Here is an 18,232-nt window from a genome sequence, read left to right as displayed (position 1 = left end):
GGAGGGACGCGGCTGCCGCGTCGCGGCCTCGCGCTGGGGTTCCCTACGGTCATAACTGCCGGTGCGGGGGTTTGGGTGCGGCACTGGTCACCGTCCGCCGCGCCGGTCACCGGGACTGCAGGGGTACGCCCACCGGACCGCCCACCGTCGGGTCGATCGGCTGGGCGCAGAGCATCGCCAGGTGCTCGGTGAGCTTCACCGCGTCGTCGTACGGGTCGAGCCCGCTCACCTCCATCGGGTCGAGCGCCGGCACGGCGACGTGGGACACCAGCGGGTGGAACGGTCGGGTGTCCACCTCGCCGGTGCCGAACAGGTCCTCGTGCAGCTTCTCGCCGGGACGAAGGCCGGTGTAGACGATCGGCACCCTGCTGGACGCCTGCTCGGCCATCTGCCGGGCCAGGTCGGCGATGCGGACGGGCTCACCCATGTCCAGCACCAGCGCCTCCCCGTCCCGCCCGATCTCGGCGGCCTGGAGGACCAGGTGGACCGCCTCCTGGACGGTCATCAGGTAGCGGGTGACGTCCGGGTGGGTGACGGTCAGCGGCCTGGCGTCCTCGATCTGTCGCTGGAAGGCCGTCACCACCGAGCCGCGACTGCTGAGCACGTTGCCGAACCGGACGCTGAGGAAGGTCCCCGGGAACCGGGACGCGGCGTGCGCGGTCAGTCGCTCGGTGATCCGCTTCGAGTACCCGAGCACACTGATCGGGTCGGCCGCCTTGTCGGTGGAGATGTTGACGAATTTGGCGACGTCCTGGCAGGCGTCCAGCACCGACAGGGTGCCCCAGACGTTCGTCTTGACCGCCTCGCCGGGGTACCGCTGCAACAGGGTCAGGTGCTTGAGCGCCGCCGCGTGCAGGATGACCTCCGGACGGCGTTCCCGGATGATCCGGCGGAGGCCCTCGTCGTCGCGCAGGTCGGCGAGGATCAGCTCCGGGCTGTCCAGCATGGCGCGGCCGGAGAGCGACATCTGCAGGCCGTGCAGGGCCGACTCGTCCCGGTCCAGCATCATCAGCTCACCCGGATCGGCCTTCATCACCTGGCGGCAGAGCTCCGAGCCGATCGAACCGCCGGCACCGGTGACCAGGACCCGCCGCCCGGTCAGGCTGTTCGTCTTCAGCGGCAGGTCACCGATCACCTGGTGGCGGCCGAGCAGGTCGCCGATCTGCACGTCCCGGACGTCGGTGACGGTGATCCGGTGGTCGACGAGATCCCGCACGGGGGGCAGCACCTTGAACACCGCCCCGGCGGTGAGCGTGGCCTCGCGGATCTGGCGGATCAGCGCCGCGTCGGCGTTGGCCACCGAGAAGATGACCGCCTTCGCGCCGGTACGGCGGATCACGGCATCGATGTCGCGCCGCCCGCCGAGCACCCGCACCCGCCGGATGCGCAGGTCGCGCTTGTCGGGATCGTCGTCGAGGGCGCCCACCGGCAGGTACCGGCCGCGCGGGTCGCCGAGCATCGCCCGCAGCAGCTCCTGGCCGGCGTTGCCCATCCCGAACAGCAGCACCGGTGTCGACGACCGGACGTCGGGACGCATGGAGAGATCGCGCCGGTGCCGGTACGCGAACCGGGCACCGAGCATCAGGAGCAGGGCGAGTGCGCCGCCGACCAACGGGGTGCTCGCCGGCACCGGCCGCTCACCTGACGACAGCAGGGCGAGCAGCACGATGGCCGCCGTCAGGATGGCGGTGCCGGCGACACCCTGGACCTCCTGCAGGCTGCCCAGCGGGTGTCGTCCGGAGTAGAGCCGGCGTACCGCCGCCACGGCGACGTGTGCGACTGCCGCGAGCAGGCCGATCGCCGCGGCCCGGCCCAGTTGGCCCGCCGGGAGGTCGAACTCGAACCGGGTCCACACGGCTGCGGCGAAGCCGCTGACCCAGGCGGTGGTGTCGGTGGCGAGGAAGCCCGCGGTGCGGCGGCGAGCCCGGGCCCGCCGTGTCGAGCGGTCCGCGTGCTCCGTGTGCTCGGTCTCCTGCGACATGTGCTGGCTCCCTGACCCGTCTCCGACCGCAACCGCCGCGTACGGCGGAAGGGACTAAACGCCCTTTGTTCTTGTTACAGGCAGTCTCGTGTTTATGAGTGATTTCGGGTGAATAACGCACCGGCATCGCTCCCGCGTCGTCCGGTCGTCACACCGGGCGGGCTCCCGTCCGGAGGCTCAGGAACTCCTCGATCGCGACGGACACCCGGGCGATCTGCGGCTCGGTCAGGGCGCTTCCGCTGGGCAGCGTGAGCCCATCGGTGAACAGCCGCTCCGCCGCGCCGGTGAGCAGGCTCTCCGCGCCGTCGTGCATGGGTTGCAGGTGCATGGGCTTCCACACCGGCCGGGTCTCGATGTCCCGCTCGGCCAGGTGGACCGCCAGGTCGTCGGCCCGCCAGCCGCACCGCTCCGGATCGACGGTGATGACGGTGAGCCAACAGTTGGACTCGCCGTCCTCCGCCCCGAGCAGCCCGACGCCCGGCACCGGGGCGAAGAGTTTGGCGTAGTGGTCGCGCAGGTGCCGGCGGCGGGCGATCATCGCGTCCAGCCGAAGCAACTGGGCTCGACCGAGCGCCGCGAGCAGGTTGCTGAGCCGGTAGTTGTACCCCGTCTCGCGGTGCTCGTAGTGCCGCGTCGGTTCGCGCGCCTGGCTGGCGAGGTGGCGGGCACGGGTGAGCAGCGCGGCGTCGTCGGACACCAGCATCCCGCCGCCGGAGGTGGTCATGATCTTGTTGCCGTTGAAGGAGAGCACGCCGACACGCCCGAAGGAGCCGGCGGCCTGCCCGCGGTGGCGGGCGCCCAGGGCCTCCGCGGCGTCCTCCACCACTGGGACGTCGGCGTCCGCGCAGACCGGGACCAGGGCCCGGTAGTCGGCGCAGCTGCCGAACATGTCGACGGGAACGACCGCGCCGACCCGCTCGCCGCGCGACCGCAGCCGTCGCAGCGCCTCGTCGACGAGGGCGACGTCCACGTTGCCGGTCCGGGGGTCGCAGTCGACGAAGACCGGCCGCGCCCCGATGTAGCGGGCCGCGTTGGCGGTGGCGACGAAGGTGAGCGTGGGCACGATGACCACGTCGCCGGGGCCGACACCGACACCGAGCAGGGCGAGGTGCAGAGCCGCCGTCCCGGAGTTGACGGCCACGGCTCCGACGGCGCCGACCCGCGCGGCGACGTCCTGCTCGAACGCCTGGAGGTCCGGGCCGACCGGGGCGACCCAGCCCGAGCGCAGTGCGGCGATCAGGTACGACTCCTCGAGCGGCCCGATGTCGGGGGGCGACAGGTACACGGTGCCACTCATCGGGCACCGTCGATCACGAGACCACCAGGCATCGGCACGATCCCACCTCCAGTAGCGTCGGCGTAACGCTCGGTACACGTCCTGACCGGGTAGAAACCGGATGACCGCGCCGATAGGCGACAGTCGGCCAGCATTCCCCCGATCAACCCCGAAACTCGCAGACGGACACGGCCGGCTCGGCAGCCTTCTGCGGTCCGGTGATCCACCGCACGAACGGTGAGCGTCGCAACGGCCGGTCGGGCGAGGGGAAAACTGGCCGGTCGGTTGGGGGAGGGGCGGCCCCTTCGGCGGGGGGATCGTGCCGGTGCTCAGGTCGCCAACGGGACGCGCTCGACGTCAGTACGGCGAGGGCCGCGAGGTGGCCGATCGCGCCGGCTGCGCCGGCAGTGCGGGCGCCGGGCGTCGAAGGTGGCCGACGATCGCCTCGCAGAACACCGCCTCGATGTCGCACTCCTCTTCGACGTGCTGCCACGCCTGGCCCGCCCGGACGTGGTAGCCGCTCGACCTCTCCGCGGTGACGGTGCCGAAGTGCAGGCACTGAAACTCGATCAGGTGGAAGCGGTCGCCGTCGTGGCCGATGTCCAGCGACGTGAGCGGGGTGCCGAGGATGTCGGCGACCTGCTCCGCGTAGGTGAGCAGCGCGGCACGGTCGACGCCCGCCAGGTCCTCGAAGTCGAAGTCGCCGCTGCCACTGGCCCGGAAGTCACCGGGGCGGTTACGCCGGTAGAGGGTGTAGTAGCGCGTACCCATCCGGAGCACCTTGAAGTCACCGCTCAGCCCCGGAATCAACGCCTGCACCAGGAACTTCTGTCGGTGCGTCGAGCGCGGGTGGTGGTCTCGGCGAAGCAGTCGCCGGCCATGCTCGCGGACGGTCTCCGCGTGGTCGTGGGTGCGGCTGAAGGCACGGGCCGTGCGCAGCAGTTCCGGTCGGTTGGCCGCGCGGGCCACGAACTGGGAACCGGCGCCGTAGGCGGACTTGAGCACCTTCGGCCACGGCCCGTCCAGCGCCGCGTCGGCGAGTTCCTCGTACGTGCCGAAGGTGCGGGTGCCCAGCCGTTGGGCGTCGCGCGGGAAGAGTTGGGCGCGCAGCGCCTCCATCATCACCTTGTTGTGGTGCGCGCGCAGGTAGCGGTAGGCCGGAGTGACCCGGGCGCCGGCGGTCTCCAACGCCAGCACCAGGTCCTCGATCCAGCTCTTGTAGTGCAGCCCGCGATCCTCCGAGGAGGTGTAGAGCACCGGGACCCCGCGCAGATCGTCGCTCAGGTCCAGGTCGGCGAAGCCGATGACCTCCGGTTCGAAACCGGCGCGGGTGAGTTGCCCGGTGATCCGGCCGAGGTCCATCGTGCACAGCCCGTGTTGGGTACGGGCGGTGGAGTAGAACGTGCCGCGGTAGTCGCTCAGGATCAGGATTCTGGTCATCTCGGACTCTCTGCGCGGACGGAGACTTCGAGGGATATGCACCTATTATGGAATTTGGCGAGGCTACCATCGGCCCCTGGATCGACCTGGACGACCGGCGGAGATGCGGGAGGCGACATGCGCGTGGTGCCCGAGCGGGCCGGCGTCGGGACGGGAGTCTGATGCGCGTCCGCCTCGATCAACCTGGAAAGCTGTTCGGCCCGGTGATCGGGACGCTCGACCGTCTCCTGCGCTCGGGGGCACGGGTCCGACGGGCGATCCGGGGCCTTGCCCTCGCCGACCGCTTCGCCGCCCGGGGAGACAACTTCACGTTCGACCCGGACGGTGTGTACACCTGCGGGTCGATCGAGGTCGGCCACAACGTTGATCTCGGGCACCGACCGATCCTGATGGCGGCCCGGAGTCGGATCCGCATCGGTGACAACGTGATGTTCGGCCCCGAGGTGACGATCCGGGGTGGCAACCACCGCATCGACCAGGTCGGCGTACCGATGATCGCGGTCGACAAGGAGGCCGGCGACGACACCCACGACCGGGGTGTGACCATCGGCGACGACGTGTGGGTGGGCACCCGGGCGGTGATCCTGCACGGGGTGACGATCGGCCGGGGCGCGGTGATCGGAGCCGGTGCGGTGGTCACCCGGTCGGTGCCGCCGTACGCGGTGGCCGCCGGCAACCCGGCCCGGGTGATCCGCCTGCGGTGGCCGGTGGAGACCATTCGGGACCACGAGCGGCAGCTCTACCCGGCCGCGCGGCGGCTGACCGCCGCCGAGTTGGCCGGTCTCGCCGAGCTGCCGGTGCCCGAGCCGCGTCCGACGCCCGTGACGAAGTCGCTGACCACCGGCCTCCAGGCGCGATAGTCGAAGCAGTGGGACCGCTCGCGGGCGGCGCGACTCATCGCCCGCCAGGCCGGGTCGTCGAGCCGAAGCGCGCGCTCGATCCCGCGCCGGACGTCCTCCGCCGCCGCGCCGTCGAGGACGATGCCCTCGCGGCCGTCCACGAGGTACCGCCGGAGATCACTCGTCAGGTTGAGCAGCACCGGGCACCCGGCGGCGAGGCTCTCCGGCACCTTGGAGGGGAAGCCCGCCTGCGCGTATCCGAGCGGCGGGCGGACCAGCACGGAGAAGTGCGCCCGGCGCAGCTCGGCGAGCACCCGGTCGCGGGAGACCCGACCCAGGAAACTCACCTGGTCGTCGAGGGCGGCCAGCCCGGCCTCGTCCAGGTCGGAGAGCTGGCCGGCCCGCTCCCGGCTGATCCCGGCGATCACCAGGTGCACCCGGGCCCGGTCGGCGGGCGGGAGGAGACGGATGCCCTCCAGGACCACGGCCAACTGGTCCTTCGCACCTGCCGACCCGGCGTAGAGCAGTCGGAGCCCGTCGTCGAGTGCGGGTGGTGCGGGGTCGGCGTAGTCGGCGCGGTCCACCTGGGGCGGCACCACAAGGGTCGGCCGGCCCTGGCGTACGAAGTGCCGCTCCAGCAGCTCGGAGATGACGATGACCTGGTCGGCGAGTCGTCCGGCCCAGAAGGACGCCCAGCGGTGCCGGAGGAAGTACGGCGTCCGCCAGCCGCGGGGGAACTGGGCCCGGTCGTGCTGCTCCAGCACGTCCACCGTCACCGGGCACCGCACCGCCACCCGCAGCACCGCCCAGGTCGCCAGGTCCCACAGCCCGAGCGGCAGGTGCACGCCGGCCAGGTCGCCCGGACGGACGCCCGCGCGGCGCAGCGCGGCCAGCACCCGCAGCGGGCGGAGTCGCCGGTGCGACCAGCGGCCGAGCGCCCCACCGCCCCGGCGGCGGCGGGGCAGCGTGATCAGGCGGACGTCGGGTGGCAGGTCCACGGGGGAGGGTGGGCGCGACCCGTCGTCGGGCCAGTCGTTGACCACCAGGGCCACGCCCCCCGGCGGGGTGGCGGACCGGACGAGTTGCAGGAGCCGGTTGGACATCGCGTCGCCGTGCGGAAACCGGTACGCGGCCAGCGCCAGCACCGCGGGCGTAGCGGTGGGCCGCAGGGCGGGGATCAGGTCCGTGCTGGTGGTGGGCTCGCCCACGCTCCACCCCCTCAGGAGATCCAAGTGATTTGTGCCATTATGACTGCTTAGTCTAGGCGGGCCGTCGAAATGAGGAGACATGCAGCGTGCAGCCGTGCGCGACGTCCGGCGCCGGCTCGCGTCGGCCGGAGTGCCGTCGTGAGCCGACCGGTGGTGGTGCAGCACTCGGCTGGCGCCCCCGGGGCCAACGGCCCGCTGACCGCCGTGCAACGGGTGCTCGCCTCGCCCCTGGCCGACCGGTACGAGTTCGTCCGGATGCACCAGCACGCCGGCAACGGCAGCCTGAACCTGCCGCTGCTGCGGGAGTGGGTGCGCCTGCTGCGACGGGTCCGCCCGGATCTGGTGCACGTGCGGGGTCTGCAGAACGAGGGGTTCCACGGCGTGCTCGCCGCCCGCCTCGCCGGCTGCCCACGGGTCCTGGTCACCGTCCACGGCACCGTACGGGACCTGCGTCAGCCGGGTCGTCCCTGGCGGCGACGACTGCTCGTGCACGGGGCTGAGCCCCTGACGCTGCGGCTGGCCAGCCACGTCGGCACCGTCTGCGCGTACGCCGCCGGCCGGGACTTCCTGTCCGGCCTGGGCGCGAAGTTCGTCGGGGTGATCCCCAACGGGGTGCCGCTGCCGACCCGTCCACACGCCGCCCGGGACCGGGTCCGCGCCGAGCTGGGCCTGCGCCCCGACGACGTCGCGATGATCGCGGTGTCCCGGCTGACCTGGGAGAAGGGGTACGGCGTCCTCGCCGACGCGGTACGCCGGCTGCCGCCGTCGGCCACCCGCCGGGTGCTGCTGGTCGCCGGCGACGGGCCGGACCGCGACGGCATCGCGGCGGCGCTGGCCGACGCCGGCCAGGTCGAGGTGCGCCTGCTCGGCAATCGTCTCGACGTACCGGACCTGCTCGCCGCGGCGGACCTCTTCGTCTTCCCGACCCTGCACGAGAACCTCTCCAACGCGCTGCTCGAAGCGATGGCGTACGGACTGCCGGTGGTCGCCTCGGCGGTGGGCGGCAACGTCGAGGTGCTGCGCTCCGGCGGCGGCCGGCTGGTGCCGGCCGGTGACCCGGATGCCCTGGCCGCGGCACTGATCCCGCTGCTGGACGACGCCGCCGAACGACGCCACGTGGGGGAGTTGGGTCGCAAGGTGGTGGCCGAGGACTACGGCCTCGACGTCATGCTCGGTCGCCTCGATCGGGTCTATCAGCAGATCCTCGGGGAGGGACGGTGACGCAGCGACGCGGCCCCCGGGTCACCCTGCTGGGCTTCACCGTGCCGGACGACCTGCTCGCCGAGATCATCGCCCGGGACACCCACCTGCCCACCCAGACGCACACCTTCGCCTGGAGCGTGGTGCGGAGCCTGCGGGCCGCCGACTGCCCGGTGCACCTGCTCTCCGCCGCGCCGGTGTCCACCTGGCCGGGCAACGGGCAGGTCCGCTTCCGGGCGGGCCGGTTCCGGCAGGACGACGTGGACGGGCAGCTGCTGGCGTTCGTCAACCTGCTCGGCCTCAAGCACCTCACCCGGTTCGTGGCCGCCTGGCGTACCGGCGGTCGGGCGCTGCGCGAGCGGGACGCCGACGTCCTGCTGGTGCACGGCGTGCACTCGCCGTTCCTCTGGTTCGGTGTGCTGCGCCGCCGCGGCGTCCACGTGGTGCCGGTGCTCACCGACCCGCCGGGTGTCGCGCTGCCCGGCGACGGTCGGCTGGTCCGGTTGCTGCGCGGGCTCGACGTCGCGCTGGTCCGGGCCGCCCTCGCCCGCTGCTCGGGGGTGATCGCGCTGACCGCCGCGCTCGCCGAGGACTTCGCGCCCGGCCGGCCCCGGCTGGTGCTCGAGGGCATCTGTTCGGCCGATCCGCTTGAGCTGCGCGAGGGCGCCCGGGCGGTGCTGCCGCCCGGTGCGACCAGGGACATCGTGTACGCGGGGGGCCTGAGCCGTGCCTACGGCGTCGACCGGCTGGTCGAGGCGTTCCGCGGTCTGCCCGGGGACGACCTGCGGCTGTGCGTGTACGGCCGGGGCGAACTGGCGGGTTGGCTGCGCGACCAGGCCGCCGTGGATCGGCGCATCGTGCCTCCGGAGTTGCTGCCCCGGCCGGAGTTGCTGCCGCGGCTGGCCCGGGCGGCCGTGCTGGTGAACCCGCGTCCGGTGGACCAGGACTTCGTCCGCTGGTCCTTCCCGTCGAAGATCATCGAGTATCTCGCCGCCGGGGTGCCGGTGGTGAGCACCCGACTGCCCGGCATTCCCGGGGAGTACGCGCCGTGGCTGTCCTTCGCCGAGCCGGACACCGCCGACGGGCTGCGGACAGCCGTCGCACGGGTGTTGGCGCTGCCGGCGGACGAGGCCCGGGCGCTGGGCGCCGGCGGGGCCCGTTTCGTGCGGGAGACGCGTAACCCGGTCGCACAGGGTCGCCGCGTGCGCGACTTCCTCGCCGGGCTGGCCGGGCCGCCCGACGGGCGCGCCACTCAGCCCCGGCCGCGCGCCGCCGCCTTGCTGAGCAGGTCCTCGATCTGGTCGACGCCGACCCGCAACGACATCCGGTCCAGGTAGAGCTGGCGACCCCGCCGGCCCATCGCGATCCGCTGCTCGGCCGGCACCCGGGCGGCGGCGGCGAACTGGTCGGCCAACGCCCGCCAGTCGTCCGGCGGGCAGACCAGACCCGCCCCGCCCGCGCTGACCAGCGCGGCGGCGTCGCCGTCGGCCGACATCAGCACCGGGGCGCCGCAGGCCAGCGCGGCCTGCAACTTCGAGGGCACCGTCCCGCGCAACCAGGGCAGGTCGCGCAGCATGACCAACTGGTAGTCGGCGGCGGCGTACAGCTCGGCCATCTCGGCGGCCGGACGGCGACCGACGAACCGCACGTTGTCCGCGTCCAACTCGTCGGCGAGTCGCCGGGCCTGTTCCGCACCCAGCCCGGTGCCGACGAAGACCAGGTCCACCGCGTCCGGCGCCGCCGCGGCCGCGCGGATGGCAACGTCGACGCCCTGCAACACACCCAGGTTGCCGGCGAACATCACCGTCACCCGCCCCCGGTGCCCGATCGTCGCCCGGGCCGAATCGGTGCCGGCCACCGGCCGGAACAGCGCCTCGTCGGTCCAGTTGAAGACGGTGCGCACCGCGCCGGGGTCGACACCCCGCTCGACCACCTGTTCCGCCATGGCGGGCGCGATCACCGCGATGCCGGCGCAGGCGCGGTAGATGCGGCGCATCATGCCGGTCAGGACCCGGTCCATGGCCTGCCCGGCCAGCCCCGGCGGGGCCATCCCGGACGCGGTCACCGACTCCGGCCACAGGTCCTGCACGTGCAGCACCGCCGGGACGCCACGCAACAACCGCAGCAGACCGGCGGCGGCGTACGCGGTGGGTGGCGGATGGTAGACGTAGAGCGCGTCGACGCCGTGCAGGTGGCGCGGGGCCGCCAGGGTGCTGGTGGCGGCGAAGGAGAGATAGCTCGCCGCCCGGCGCAGACCGGATCGGTCGTGACTCGGGTACGCGGGCACCCGTCGGACGGTCACCCCGCGATCGGTGGCCCGGTGGTTCCAGCGTTGCCGCCAACCCGGGTAGGTCCGCCCGAGCGGCAGGCTCGGGAAGGTGGTCAGCACCCGCACCTCGTGACCGCGTCGGGCCAACTCCGTGGCCAGTTGACCCGGCACGAAGGCGCTCTCCGGCGGGTACCACTGACTGATCAGTCCGATTCGCATGTGCCCGGCACTCCCGTCGACGTCAACTCGTCCACCTGGGCAGACAACTGACGGAAGGGAATGAAGGACACGCGGGTCGGTGTCCGCTTCGCGTGACTTGCGGCAACAGCGCTCGTTGTCACACTAGTGGCCCCAGCGGCGCTGCCACGGCCCCACCGAGCGGGCACCCCCAGCGCCCGCCGCCCGGGGCCGAGCCGAACGGGGAGACGCGTTGAAGGTAGTCGTGACCGGCGGCGCCGGGTTCATCGGCGCCAACCTGGTACGGGCGCTCGACGAGGCACCCCAGGTGACCGACGTCGTGGTGGTCGACGACCTCTCCACCGGCCTGCTGGACAACCTGCACGACCAGCCCGTCCGGCTGCACCGGGGCTCCGTGCTCGACCCGGACCTGCTGGACGAGGCGTTCGCCGGGGCGGCCACCGTGGTGCACCTGGCCGCTCTCGGCTCCGTGCCGCGCTCGATCGACCGGCCGCTGCCCAGCCACCACGCCAATGCCACCGGGACGTTGCTGGTGCTGGAGGCGGCTCGCCGGCACCACGTCCCACAGGTGATCCTCGCGTCCTCGTCGTCGGTCTACGGCGCCAACCCGGTGCTGCCCCGCCAGGAGGAGCTGCGCCCGATCCCGGTGTCCCCGTACGCGGTCTCCAAGTTGGCCGCCGAGGCGTACGCGGTCGCCTACGCCGCCTGCTACGACCTGGGTGTGCTGCCGTTCCGCTTCTTCAACGTCTACGGTCCCCGGCAGGCGGCGCACCACGCGTACGCCGCGGTACTGCCCCGCTTCGTCACCGCCGCGCTCGCCGGCGAGCCGCTGCGCGTGCACGGCGACGGTCGGCAGGCCCGCGACTTCACGTTCGTCGGCAGTGTCACCTCGGTGATCGTCGACGCCGTCGTCCGTCGGGTGTCCACCACCGACGTGGTGAACCTGGCCTTCGGCGCGCGGGTCTCCCTGCTCGACCTGATCGCCGAGCTGGAGGACATCATGGGCCGGCCGCTGCCGGTCGTGCACGAGGCGCCGCGCCCGGGCGACGTACGGGACTCGCAGGCCGACTGCACCCGCCTGGGAGAGCTGTTCCCCGGGGTGCGGCCGGTGCCGCTGCGCACCGGCCTGGAGCGCACGGTGTCCTGGATGGCGGGTCACGTGCTCGCGAGTCAGTAGGGCCGTCGATGTCGTCCGGGGTCGTCGAGCGGACCCGGCGCGCCCGCCGACCGGGAACGCACCGTCGACTTCCCGACCGTGGTCGCCGGCTCGTCTCCGGGGTGGCGACGGCGCTGCTCAGCCGGGCGGCGGGGCTCATCGTGCCGATCGTCCTGGTGCCGGTGACGCTGCCCTACTTCGGCAACGACCTGTACGGCCTGTGGATGGCGGTGGCCGCGCTGGCCGGCATGGCCGCCTTCGCCGACCTGGGGCTGGGCAGCGGGCTGATGACGAAGCTCGCCCCCTGCTACGCCCACGGCGACACCGCGCAGGCCCGTCGCTACATCTCCAGCGCGTACCTGACCCTGTCGGGGCTCGCGCTCGCCCTCACCGGCCTGCTCTGGGTCTTCGCCGGTGCCGTGCCCTGGTCGGCGCTGTTCAACGTGACAGGTCAGGTCAGCCCGGAGCAGACCCGGATGATCTCGTTGATCTGTCTCACCGCGTTCGCGCTCAACATCCCACTCAGCCTGATCGCCCGCGTCCAGTACGCCTACCAGCAGGTCGGTCGGAGCAACGTGTGGCAGACCGCGGGCAGTCTGGCCGCGCTCGGCGCGGTGCTCGGCGTGGTCTGGGCCGGCTGGTCGCCGCTCCTGGTGGTCGCCCTGTCGGTGGCCGCGCCGCTGCTGGTCAACCTGCTCAACACGCTCTGGTTCTTCGGCCGGCAGGAGCCGCGGATCCGACCCACGCCGAGGGCCGTGCAGGCGCACGCCGCCCTGGAGCTGACCCGGCTCAGTGGGCTGTTCTTCGTGCTGACCGTGGTCATCTCGTTCGCCACCAACGCCGACACGCTGATCATCGCGCACGCGCTCGGCCTGTCCGCCGTCGCCGGGTACGTGGTGCCCGCGAAGCTGCTGTCCCAACTCGGCCAGCTCGTCGTCCTGGTCAACGTGCCACTGTGGCCGGCCAACGGCGAGGCGTTGGCCCAGGGCCAGGTGGACTGGGTCCGCCGCACCACCCGACGGATGACCGTGTTGTCCGTGCTCGCCGCCGGTCTGCCGGCCGCCGTGCTCGTCGCCTTCGGTGAGTGGCTGTTCGCGGCCTGGCTGCCGGTGCCGATGGGCGGTGACCGGTGGCTGCTGGCCGGGCTGGGCGTCTGGTGGCTGCTCCAGTCGGCGCTCTCGCCCCGGTTCATGGTGCAGAACGCCGGCGGCGTCCTCGTCCCGCAGTTGTGCGGCTGGGCGGCGTTCCTGGTGTTGTCGGTGCTCGGCAAGTGGTACGCCGCCGACCGCATCGCCGTCGCCGCCGTGCCCTGGGTCGGCGCGGTCGGCTACGCGCTGACCGTCGTGCCGGCGGCGCTGTACGGATATCGCCGGACGCTGCGGCTGCACCGTGGCCCGACCATCGAGCGGAGATTGGTGTCCGACCATGCGCGCTGACGACTATCCCCGCGTGTTGGTGGTGAGCGCGGCCGTGTTCGATCGCTCCACCGGCACCGGCATCACCCTGTCGAACCTGTTCACCGGCTGGCCGGGGGACCGCCTCGCCCAGCTCTACGCCGAGGACCGCGCCCCGGGTCCGGACGCCGTCGGCACGTTCGCCCGGTTCGCGCCGCGCAACGCTCCGGTGGAGTACCACCTGTTCCGGCAGTGGGAACGCGTCCGCCGACCGGTCCGGTCCGTGCTGCTCGGCGCGACCGGTGCGCCAGGCGCCGCCGGCCCGACCGGCGTGGCGCGCGATCCCGGGCCCGGCCCGGTGCGTGCCCGGCTGCGCACCCAACTCCGTGCCTTCGTCGACCTCAGCCCGGTCCGTGTTCCCGACGACGTCCGTCGGTGGCTGCGGGAGCAGCGGCCGGACGTCATCTACACCACGCTGGGCAGCATCCGGATGATGCGCCTCGCCGTCGCCGCCGCGCAGGAGTGCCGGGTGCCCCTGGTGCCGCACTTCATGGACGACTGGCCCACCACGCTCTACACCGGCGGTCAGGTGCTGGGGCTGCCCCGGCTCGCGGTCCGTGCCGGCTTCCGGGACGTCCTGCGGCACGCCTCGTACGGAATGGGGATCAGCGTGGCGATGGCGCGGGAGTTCGAACGCCGTTACGGGTTGCCCTTCGCCGCCTTCGGCAACTGCGTGGACGCCGCGGACTTCGCCGACCCGGACCGGCCCGCGCCGGACCGCCCGGTCGGGGCGCCTGTCGAGTTGGTCTACGTGGGCGGGTTGCACCTGGACCGGTGGCGGTCACTGCGCCGCGTCGGCGAGGCCGTCGTTCGCCTGGCGGACCAGGGGACACCGGCCCGGCTGACCGTGCACGCCCCGGCGACCGACCTCGCGCGGTACGCCGGCGCGTTCACCGGGCTGTCCGCGGTGCGCCTGGGCCGATCGTTGGCCAGCGACGAGGTCGCCGCTGTGCTGCGCCGCTCCGACGTGTTGGTGCACGTCGAGTCGTTCGCCGCCGAGCACCGTCGCTACACCCGCTACTCGCTGTCCACCAAGATCCCGCAGTACCTGGCATCCGGCCGTCCCGTCGTCGGATTCGGCCCGGCCGAACTGGCCTCGATGGCGCACCTGGCGGCGGCCGACGCCGGCGCGGTGGTCGGAACCGACGACCCGGCGGCACTCGTGGGGGCGCTCACCCCGCTCTGCGCCGACGCCGGGTTACGGGCCCGGCTCGGCGGGCGGGCGCTGGCGTACGCGGTGCGGCACCACCGCACCGACCAGGTGGCGGCCCGCTTCGCCGAGGTGCTGCGGGAGGCGGCGACCTGTCCGGTCGACCGGCCACCGGTGCCCCGATCCGGGCGGGCCGGGGCGCTGGCGGACGCCGACTGACGCGCCGACCGGCCCGTCAGCGGTGGAGGCCAGCCTGGACCGTCCGGCCGTCGCCGCTGCCGACGAGCGCGGCCGGGGCCGGGCGGTGGCGGCGGGCGCGGGAGTGCCGGGGCGCCGCCGGCGGACCCCAGATCCCCGGCAGTACGGTGACCAGCGCCAGCACCAGCCAGAAGGCGAGGGACGTCTCCCACTGGCCGGTCAGCCAGATCGGCAGCATGACGCCGGTGAACGCGCAGGCCAGCAGCAGTCCGGCTCGGCCGGTGCGGGCCGCGACGACGAGCGCCGCGGTCATCGCGCCGAAGTAGAGCAGCACGCCGACCAGCCCCAGGTCGTTGCCGACGGTGAGGAGCAGGTTGTGTGGCCCGATCTCGTACGGGTTGGTGCTGAGAAAGACTCCCGCGCCGGATCCGTTCAGCGGTGACTCCGACCAGGTCGACAACGCGTAGGGCCAGATCCAGAGGCGTCCGGAGATGTCGCCGGTGGGTCGTCCGTACAGGCCGTCGAGCCAGAGCAGCTCCGCCCTCGGCGTCAGCCCGAACGGCACTAGGACGATGAGCGTGGCGGCGAGCCCGGCGACGGTGACCCCGGTCAGTCGAGGCGCCACGCGGGTGGCCAGCGCGCCGACGAGACCGGCCACGATGCCGATGGCCGCGCCACGCGAGCCGGTGAGCAGCACGCCGTACCCGAGCAGCACGGCCAGGGCCAGCGGCGCGAGACGCAGGACCGGCCGGTGCGCGCCGGCCGCGGCGAGCACCAGGGCCAGCACCACGCCGGCGGCCAGGGTGTACGCCGTGCCGTTCACCTCCCGACCGTCGATGCCGTAGCGCTCGGCGAAGAGGACCACCTGCCCCTGGGACCGGGCGCCGGTCGCCACCTCGACGGCGACCACCGCGCAGCCGAGCAGGAAGGTCCAACCGACCAGCAGCAGGTCCCGGCGGCCCCGGACGACGTGTCGGCAGGCCACGAAGAGCAGGCTGACCGAGACGTACCGGTAGGCGGCGGGTCCGGTGATGTCGGGGTGGCTGGTCCAGAGCAGGCTGGCGGCGGCCCAGCCGGCGGTGAGCAGCGCGACGGTGTCGACCGACCGCAGCCGGGGCAGCCGGCCGCTCAGCACGACGGCCAACACGGCGAGGATCGCCACGTAGTTGAACGACCACCACGGTGGCCGGGCCACCAGGTAGGCGGCGACACACAGGACCAGCACGGCGGGCAGGCTGCCGGTGGGCGCGGCCGGCGAGGGGCCGGGCTGTGCCGCGGGTCGCCGTCCGGGTGGGGCCAACGGGGCGGGCACCAGTTGGGCACCGGCGGTGTGGTGGTGTCGCGGGGCGTGGGTCGGGTGGTGTCGCGGCGGCGCGTCGGCCAGCGTGTGCGCCCCGCGCCCGTCTGGACAGGCTCGGCGAGGCACGGAACCGTTTCTACCAGGTGCGACGGTGCGAAGTGGCCAAATCACTGCATACACCGACATGTTTTCTGAGTGCCCTATAGCTCGTTTGGCCCGTTTGCCGCCCATACACGTATCTGCTGCTGAGGCCCCTCGTTGACCCGGGTGCCGCATCCGGCGGGGCTTCCGCCTGACCACCGGAGACCGGCGCCCGTGCCACAGCGCGCAGCGGCTGTGCGCGCCGGGTCGACGGGTGAGAACCGCCCGTCGGGTGACGAACGGGAGAGTCAATGAGCGTGATGACCGCGGGCCGCCGGGTGCTGATCACCGGTGGGACCGGATCCTTTGGACAGACCATGGCGCGGCGACTGCTCGACCGCGACGTCGCCGAGGTGCGGATCCTCAGCCGGGACGAGGCCAAGCAGGACGCCATGCGGCGTTCCATCGGCGACGAGCGGATGCGCTACCACGTCGGCGACGTCCGGGACATCGACACGGTGCTGCGGGCCACGCGGGGCGTCGACTTCGTCTTCCACGCGGCGGCGCTCAAGCAGGTGCCGTCCTGCGAGTTCTTCCCCCTGGAGGCGGTGCGCACCAACATCCTCGGCAGCGGCAACGTGGTCGAGGCCGCCGCGCACAACGGCGTCAGCTCGGTCGTCGTGCTCAGCACCGACAAGGCCGTCTACCCGGTCAACGCCATGGGCATGAGCAAGGCGCTGATGGAGAAGGTCGCCCAGGCGTACGCCCGCAACAACCCGAACAGCGCCACCACCGTGTCCTGCGTCCGGTACGGCAACGTGATGTACTCGCGTGGCTCGGTCATCCCGCTCTTCATCGAGCAGATCAAGGCCGGCCGCGCGCCCACCGTCACCGACCCGGCCATGACCCGCTTCCTGATGTCGCTCGCCGACTCCGTCGACCTGGTCGAGCACGCCTTCCACCACGCCCGCCCCGGCGACGTGTTCATCCGCAAGGCCGCCGCCTGCACGATCAGCGACCTCGCCGAGGCCGTCTGCCAGTTGTTCGACGTGCCGTTCAAGCTGGACATCATCGGCGTACGGCACAGCGAGAAGTCGCACGAGACCCTCGCGAGCCGGGAGGAGTTGGCCCAGGCCGACGACTTCGGGGACTTCTACCGGGTGCCGCTGGACGCGCGCGACCTCAACTACGCGCTGTACGTCTCCGAGGGCGAGCTGGGCGAGCGGCCCGGCGCGGACTTCAACTCGGCGAACGCCACCCGGCTCGGCGTACCCGATGTGGTGCGGCTGCTCAAGTCGCTGCCGGAGATCCGCGCGGAGCTGGCGCTGCGGGATCCGGTGCTGGCGTGCTGAGCCTCGCCGTCACCGGCGCCGGCGGTTTCCTCGGCTGGCACGTGCGGGTCCTGCTGCGCGCGCTCGGCTGGCCCGAGCCGACCGTGCTGACCCGTACCGATCTGGCCGACCCGGCGGTGGTCGCCCGCAAGATCGCCGGGGTGGACCGGGTGCTGCACCTGGCCGGGGTCAACCGGGGGGAGCCCGCCGACGTGGCGGCCGGCAACGTCCAGCTCGCCGCCCAGCTCGCCAACGGCCTGCGCGCCTGCCCGGACCCGCCCATCGGGGTGGTCTTCGCCAACTCCGTGCAGGCCGGCAACGGCACCCCCTACGGCGACGCCAAGGCCACCGCCGCCGGCATCCTCGCCGAGACCGGCGTACCCCTGGACGACGTGCTGCTGCCCAACCTGTACGGCGAGCACGGCCGACCCTGGTACAACTCGGCCGTCGCCACCTTCTGCCGGGTCCTCGCCGAGGGCGGCCGGCCGGAGGTGCACGCCGACCGACAGCTGGACCTGGTGCACGTCACCGACGCCGCCGCCCGACTGGCCGGCGTCGCGGCGGCCGGCTCCTGGGACCCGGCGCTGCCGGCCCTGCGGATCGGCGTCCGCGACCTCGCCGACCAGCTCACCTCGTACGCCGGCGTCTACCGCACCGGCGAGATCCCGCCGCTGCGCGACCGGCACGACGTGCGGCTGTTCAACACCTACCGGTCGCACTGCTTCCCGGCGCACTACCCGTTGGCCCTGCCCACCCGGGCCGACGCCCGGGGTGCCCTCGTCGAGACGGTCAAGGCGCACGGCGGAGCGGGGCAGACCTTCTGCTCGACCACCCGGCCCGGGATCACCCGGGGTGAGCACTTCCACCTGGCCAAGGTGGAGCGGTTCGTGGTGTTGCGCGGCACCGCCGAGATCAGCCTGCGCCGCGTCGGCGACACCGACGTCGTCCGGTTTCCGGTCAGCGGCGACCAGCCCGTGGTCGTCGACATGCCGACCATGTGGGCGCACAACATCACCAACACCGGCCCGGACGAGCTGCTCACCCTCTTCTGGACCAACGAGCTGTTCGACCCGGAACGGCCCGACACGTGGCCGGAGCCGGTCGGCGACGAACACCTGGTGCCGGTGGGCGCCCGGTGAGTGACAGGCGGA

13 protein-coding genes and 1 pseudogene are annotated in these 18,232 nt (G+C 72.9%); 8 read left to right on the top strand and 6 right to left on the bottom strand.

Going from position 1 to position 18,232, the window contains the following annotated elements; translation table 11 throughout:
• Window positions 1-106: 106 nt before the first annotated feature.
• The 3 genes from AB0C01_RS01660 to AB0C01_RS01650 form a co-directional block, all read right to left on the bottom strand.
• The gene (locus tag AB0C01_RS01660; protein WP_357245721.1) at window positions 107-1,981 is read right to left on the bottom strand and encodes a polysaccharide biosynthesis protein; all 1,875 of its coding nucleotides are present in this window, start codon (window positions 1,979-1,981) and stop codon (window positions 107-109) included.
• Between the two features lie 148 nt (window positions 1,982-2,129).
• A complete protein-coding gene (locus AB0C01_RS01655; RefSeq protein ID WP_357569943.1) occupies window positions 2,130-3,278 on the bottom strand; it encodes an aminotransferase class I/II-fold pyridoxal phosphate-dependent enzyme in 1,149 nt (382 codons plus the stop codon).
• A 336-nt stretch (window positions 3,279-3,614) separates the two neighbouring features.
• Complete coding sequence (locus tag AB0C01_RS01650) at window positions 3,615-4,697, bottom strand: hypothetical protein (protein ID WP_357569942.1); 1,083 nt, start codon at window positions 4,695-4,697, stop codon at window positions 3,615-3,617.
• A gap of 161 nt (window positions 4,698-4,858) precedes the next feature.
• Here AB0C01_RS01650 and AB0C01_RS01645 point away from each other — a divergent pair, with 161 nt between their 5' ends.
• Entirely contained in the window at window positions 4,859-5,557 is a 699-nt protein-coding gene (locus AB0C01_RS01645; protein ID WP_357569941.1) for an acyltransferase, read from the top strand.
• Window positions 5,558-5,577: 20 nt separating this feature from the next.
• Here AB0C01_RS01645 and AB0C01_RS01640 read toward each other — a convergent pair.
• Window positions 5,578-6,639, bottom strand: a pseudogene (locus AB0C01_RS01640) (glycosyltransferase); the annotation flags it as partial.
• 243 nt (window positions 6,640-6,882) lie between these two features.
• Here AB0C01_RS01640 and AB0C01_RS01635 point away from each other — a divergent pair.
• Both AB0C01_RS01635 and AB0C01_RS01630 read left to right on the top strand, forming a co-directional pair.
• Complete coding sequence (locus tag AB0C01_RS01635; RefSeq protein ID WP_357569940.1) at window positions 6,883-7,965, top strand: glycosyltransferase; 1,083 nt, start codon at window positions 6,883-6,885, stop codon at window positions 7,963-7,965.
• Entirely contained in the window at window positions 7,962-9,281 is a 1,320-nt protein-coding gene (locus tag AB0C01_RS01630) for a glycosyltransferase (protein WP_357569939.1), read from the top strand. Before AB0C01_RS01635 ends, AB0C01_RS01630 begins: the two co-directional genes overlap by 4 nt.
• Here the strand turns inward: AB0C01_RS01630 and AB0C01_RS01625 are convergent.
• The gene (locus AB0C01_RS01625; protein ID WP_357569938.1) at window positions 9,197-10,432 is read right to left on the bottom strand and encodes a glycosyltransferase family 4 protein; all 1,236 of its coding nucleotides are present in this window, start codon (window positions 10,430-10,432) and stop codon (window positions 9,197-9,199) included. The genes AB0C01_RS01630 and AB0C01_RS01625 overlap by 85 nt on opposite strands.
• 211 nt (window positions 10,433-10,643) lie before the next feature.
• Between AB0C01_RS01625 and AB0C01_RS01620 the strand changes: the two genes are divergently transcribed.
• From AB0C01_RS01620 to AB0C01_RS01610, 3 genes are read left to right on the top strand one after another with little or no spacing between them, the layout of a single operon-like run.
• Window positions 10,644-11,588, top strand: coding sequence for an NAD-dependent epimerase/dehydratase family protein (locus tag AB0C01_RS01620; protein ID WP_357245702.1), 945 nt, complete (start codon window positions 10,644-10,646; stop codon window positions 11,586-11,588).
• Between the two features lie 8 nt (window positions 11,589-11,596).
• Complete coding sequence (locus AB0C01_RS01615; protein ID WP_357245700.1) at window positions 11,597-13,003, top strand: lipopolysaccharide biosynthesis protein; 1,407 nt, start codon at window positions 11,597-11,599, stop codon at window positions 13,001-13,003.
• A complete protein-coding gene (locus AB0C01_RS01610) occupies window positions 12,993-14,390 on the top strand; it encodes a glycosyltransferase (RefSeq protein ID WP_357245697.1) in 1,398 nt (465 codons plus the stop codon). The genes AB0C01_RS01615 and AB0C01_RS01610 overlap by 11 nt, the downstream gene beginning before the upstream one ends.
• Window positions 14,391-14,406: 16 nt before the next feature.
• On the opposite strand, the gene AB0C01_RS01605 is transcribed toward AB0C01_RS01610, so the two are convergent.
• Window positions 14,407-15,795: an O-antigen ligase family protein gene (locus AB0C01_RS01605; RefSeq protein ID WP_357569937.1), complete on the bottom strand. Its 1,389-nt coding sequence runs from the start codon at window positions 15,793-15,795 to the stop codon at window positions 14,407-14,409.
• A 266-nt stretch (window positions 15,796-16,061) separates the two neighbouring features.
• Between AB0C01_RS01605 and AB0C01_RS01600 the strand changes: the two genes are divergently transcribed.
• Both AB0C01_RS01600 and AB0C01_RS01595 read left to right on the top strand, forming a co-directional pair.
• Window positions 16,062-17,102 carry a polysaccharide biosynthesis protein gene (locus AB0C01_RS01600; protein WP_357245691.1) on the top strand — a complete coding sequence of 347 codons (1,041 nt, stop codon included), beginning with the start codon at window positions 16,062-16,064 and terminating at the stop codon, window positions 17,100-17,102.
• Complete coding sequence (locus AB0C01_RS01595) at window positions 17,096-18,220, top strand: NAD-dependent epimerase/dehydratase family protein (RefSeq protein WP_357245688.1); 1,125 nt, start codon at window positions 17,096-17,098, stop codon at window positions 18,218-18,220. The genes AB0C01_RS01600 and AB0C01_RS01595 overlap by 7 nt, the downstream gene beginning before the upstream one ends.
• The last annotated feature ends 12 nt before the right edge of the window (window positions 18,221-18,232 follow it).

Origin of the sequence: Micromonospora sp. NPDC048905 (assembly GCF_040649655.1) — a bacterium.
Lineage (GTDB): Bacteria > Actinomycetota > Actinomycetes > Mycobacteriales > Micromonosporaceae > Micromonospora.
The sequence above is the reverse complement of the archived record's forward strand: the minus strand, read 5'-3'. Positions and strand labels throughout refer to the sequence as shown.

What these genes read in the sequence shown, in the direction of transcription:
- AB0C01_RS01610 (WP_357245697.1), top strand. Translation starts at nt 12,993, where the DNA reads ATGCGCGCTGACGACTATCCCCGCGTGTTGGTGGTGAGCGCGGCCGTG.
- AB0C01_RS01615 (WP_357245700.1), top strand. Translation starts at nt 11,597, where the DNA reads ATGTCGTCCGGGGTCGTCGAGCGGACCCGGCGCGCCCGCCGACCGGGA.
- AB0C01_RS01600 (WP_357245691.1), top strand. Translation starts at nt 16,062, where the DNA reads ATGAGCGTGATGACCGCGGGCCGCCGGGTGCTGATCACCGGTGGGACC.
- AB0C01_RS01650 (WP_357569942.1), bottom strand. Translation starts at nt 4,697, where the DNA reads ATGACCAGAATCCTGATCCTGAGCGACTACCGCGGCACGTTCTACTCC.
- AB0C01_RS01660 (WP_357245721.1), bottom strand. Translation starts at nt 1,981, where the DNA reads ATGTCGCAGGAGACCGAGCACACGGAGCACGCGGACCGCTCGACACGG.
- AB0C01_RS01645 (WP_357569941.1), top strand. Translation starts at nt 4,859, where the DNA reads ATGCGCGTCCGCCTCGATCAACCTGGAAAGCTGTTCGGCCCGGTGATC.
- AB0C01_RS01625 (WP_357569938.1), bottom strand. Translation starts at nt 10,432, where the DNA reads ATGCGAATCGGACTGATCAGTCAGTGGTACCCGCCGGAGAGCGCCTTC.
- AB0C01_RS01655 (WP_357569943.1), bottom strand. Translation starts at nt 3,278, where the DNA reads ATGAGTGGCACCGTGTACCTGTCGCCCCCCGACATCGGGCCGCTCGAG.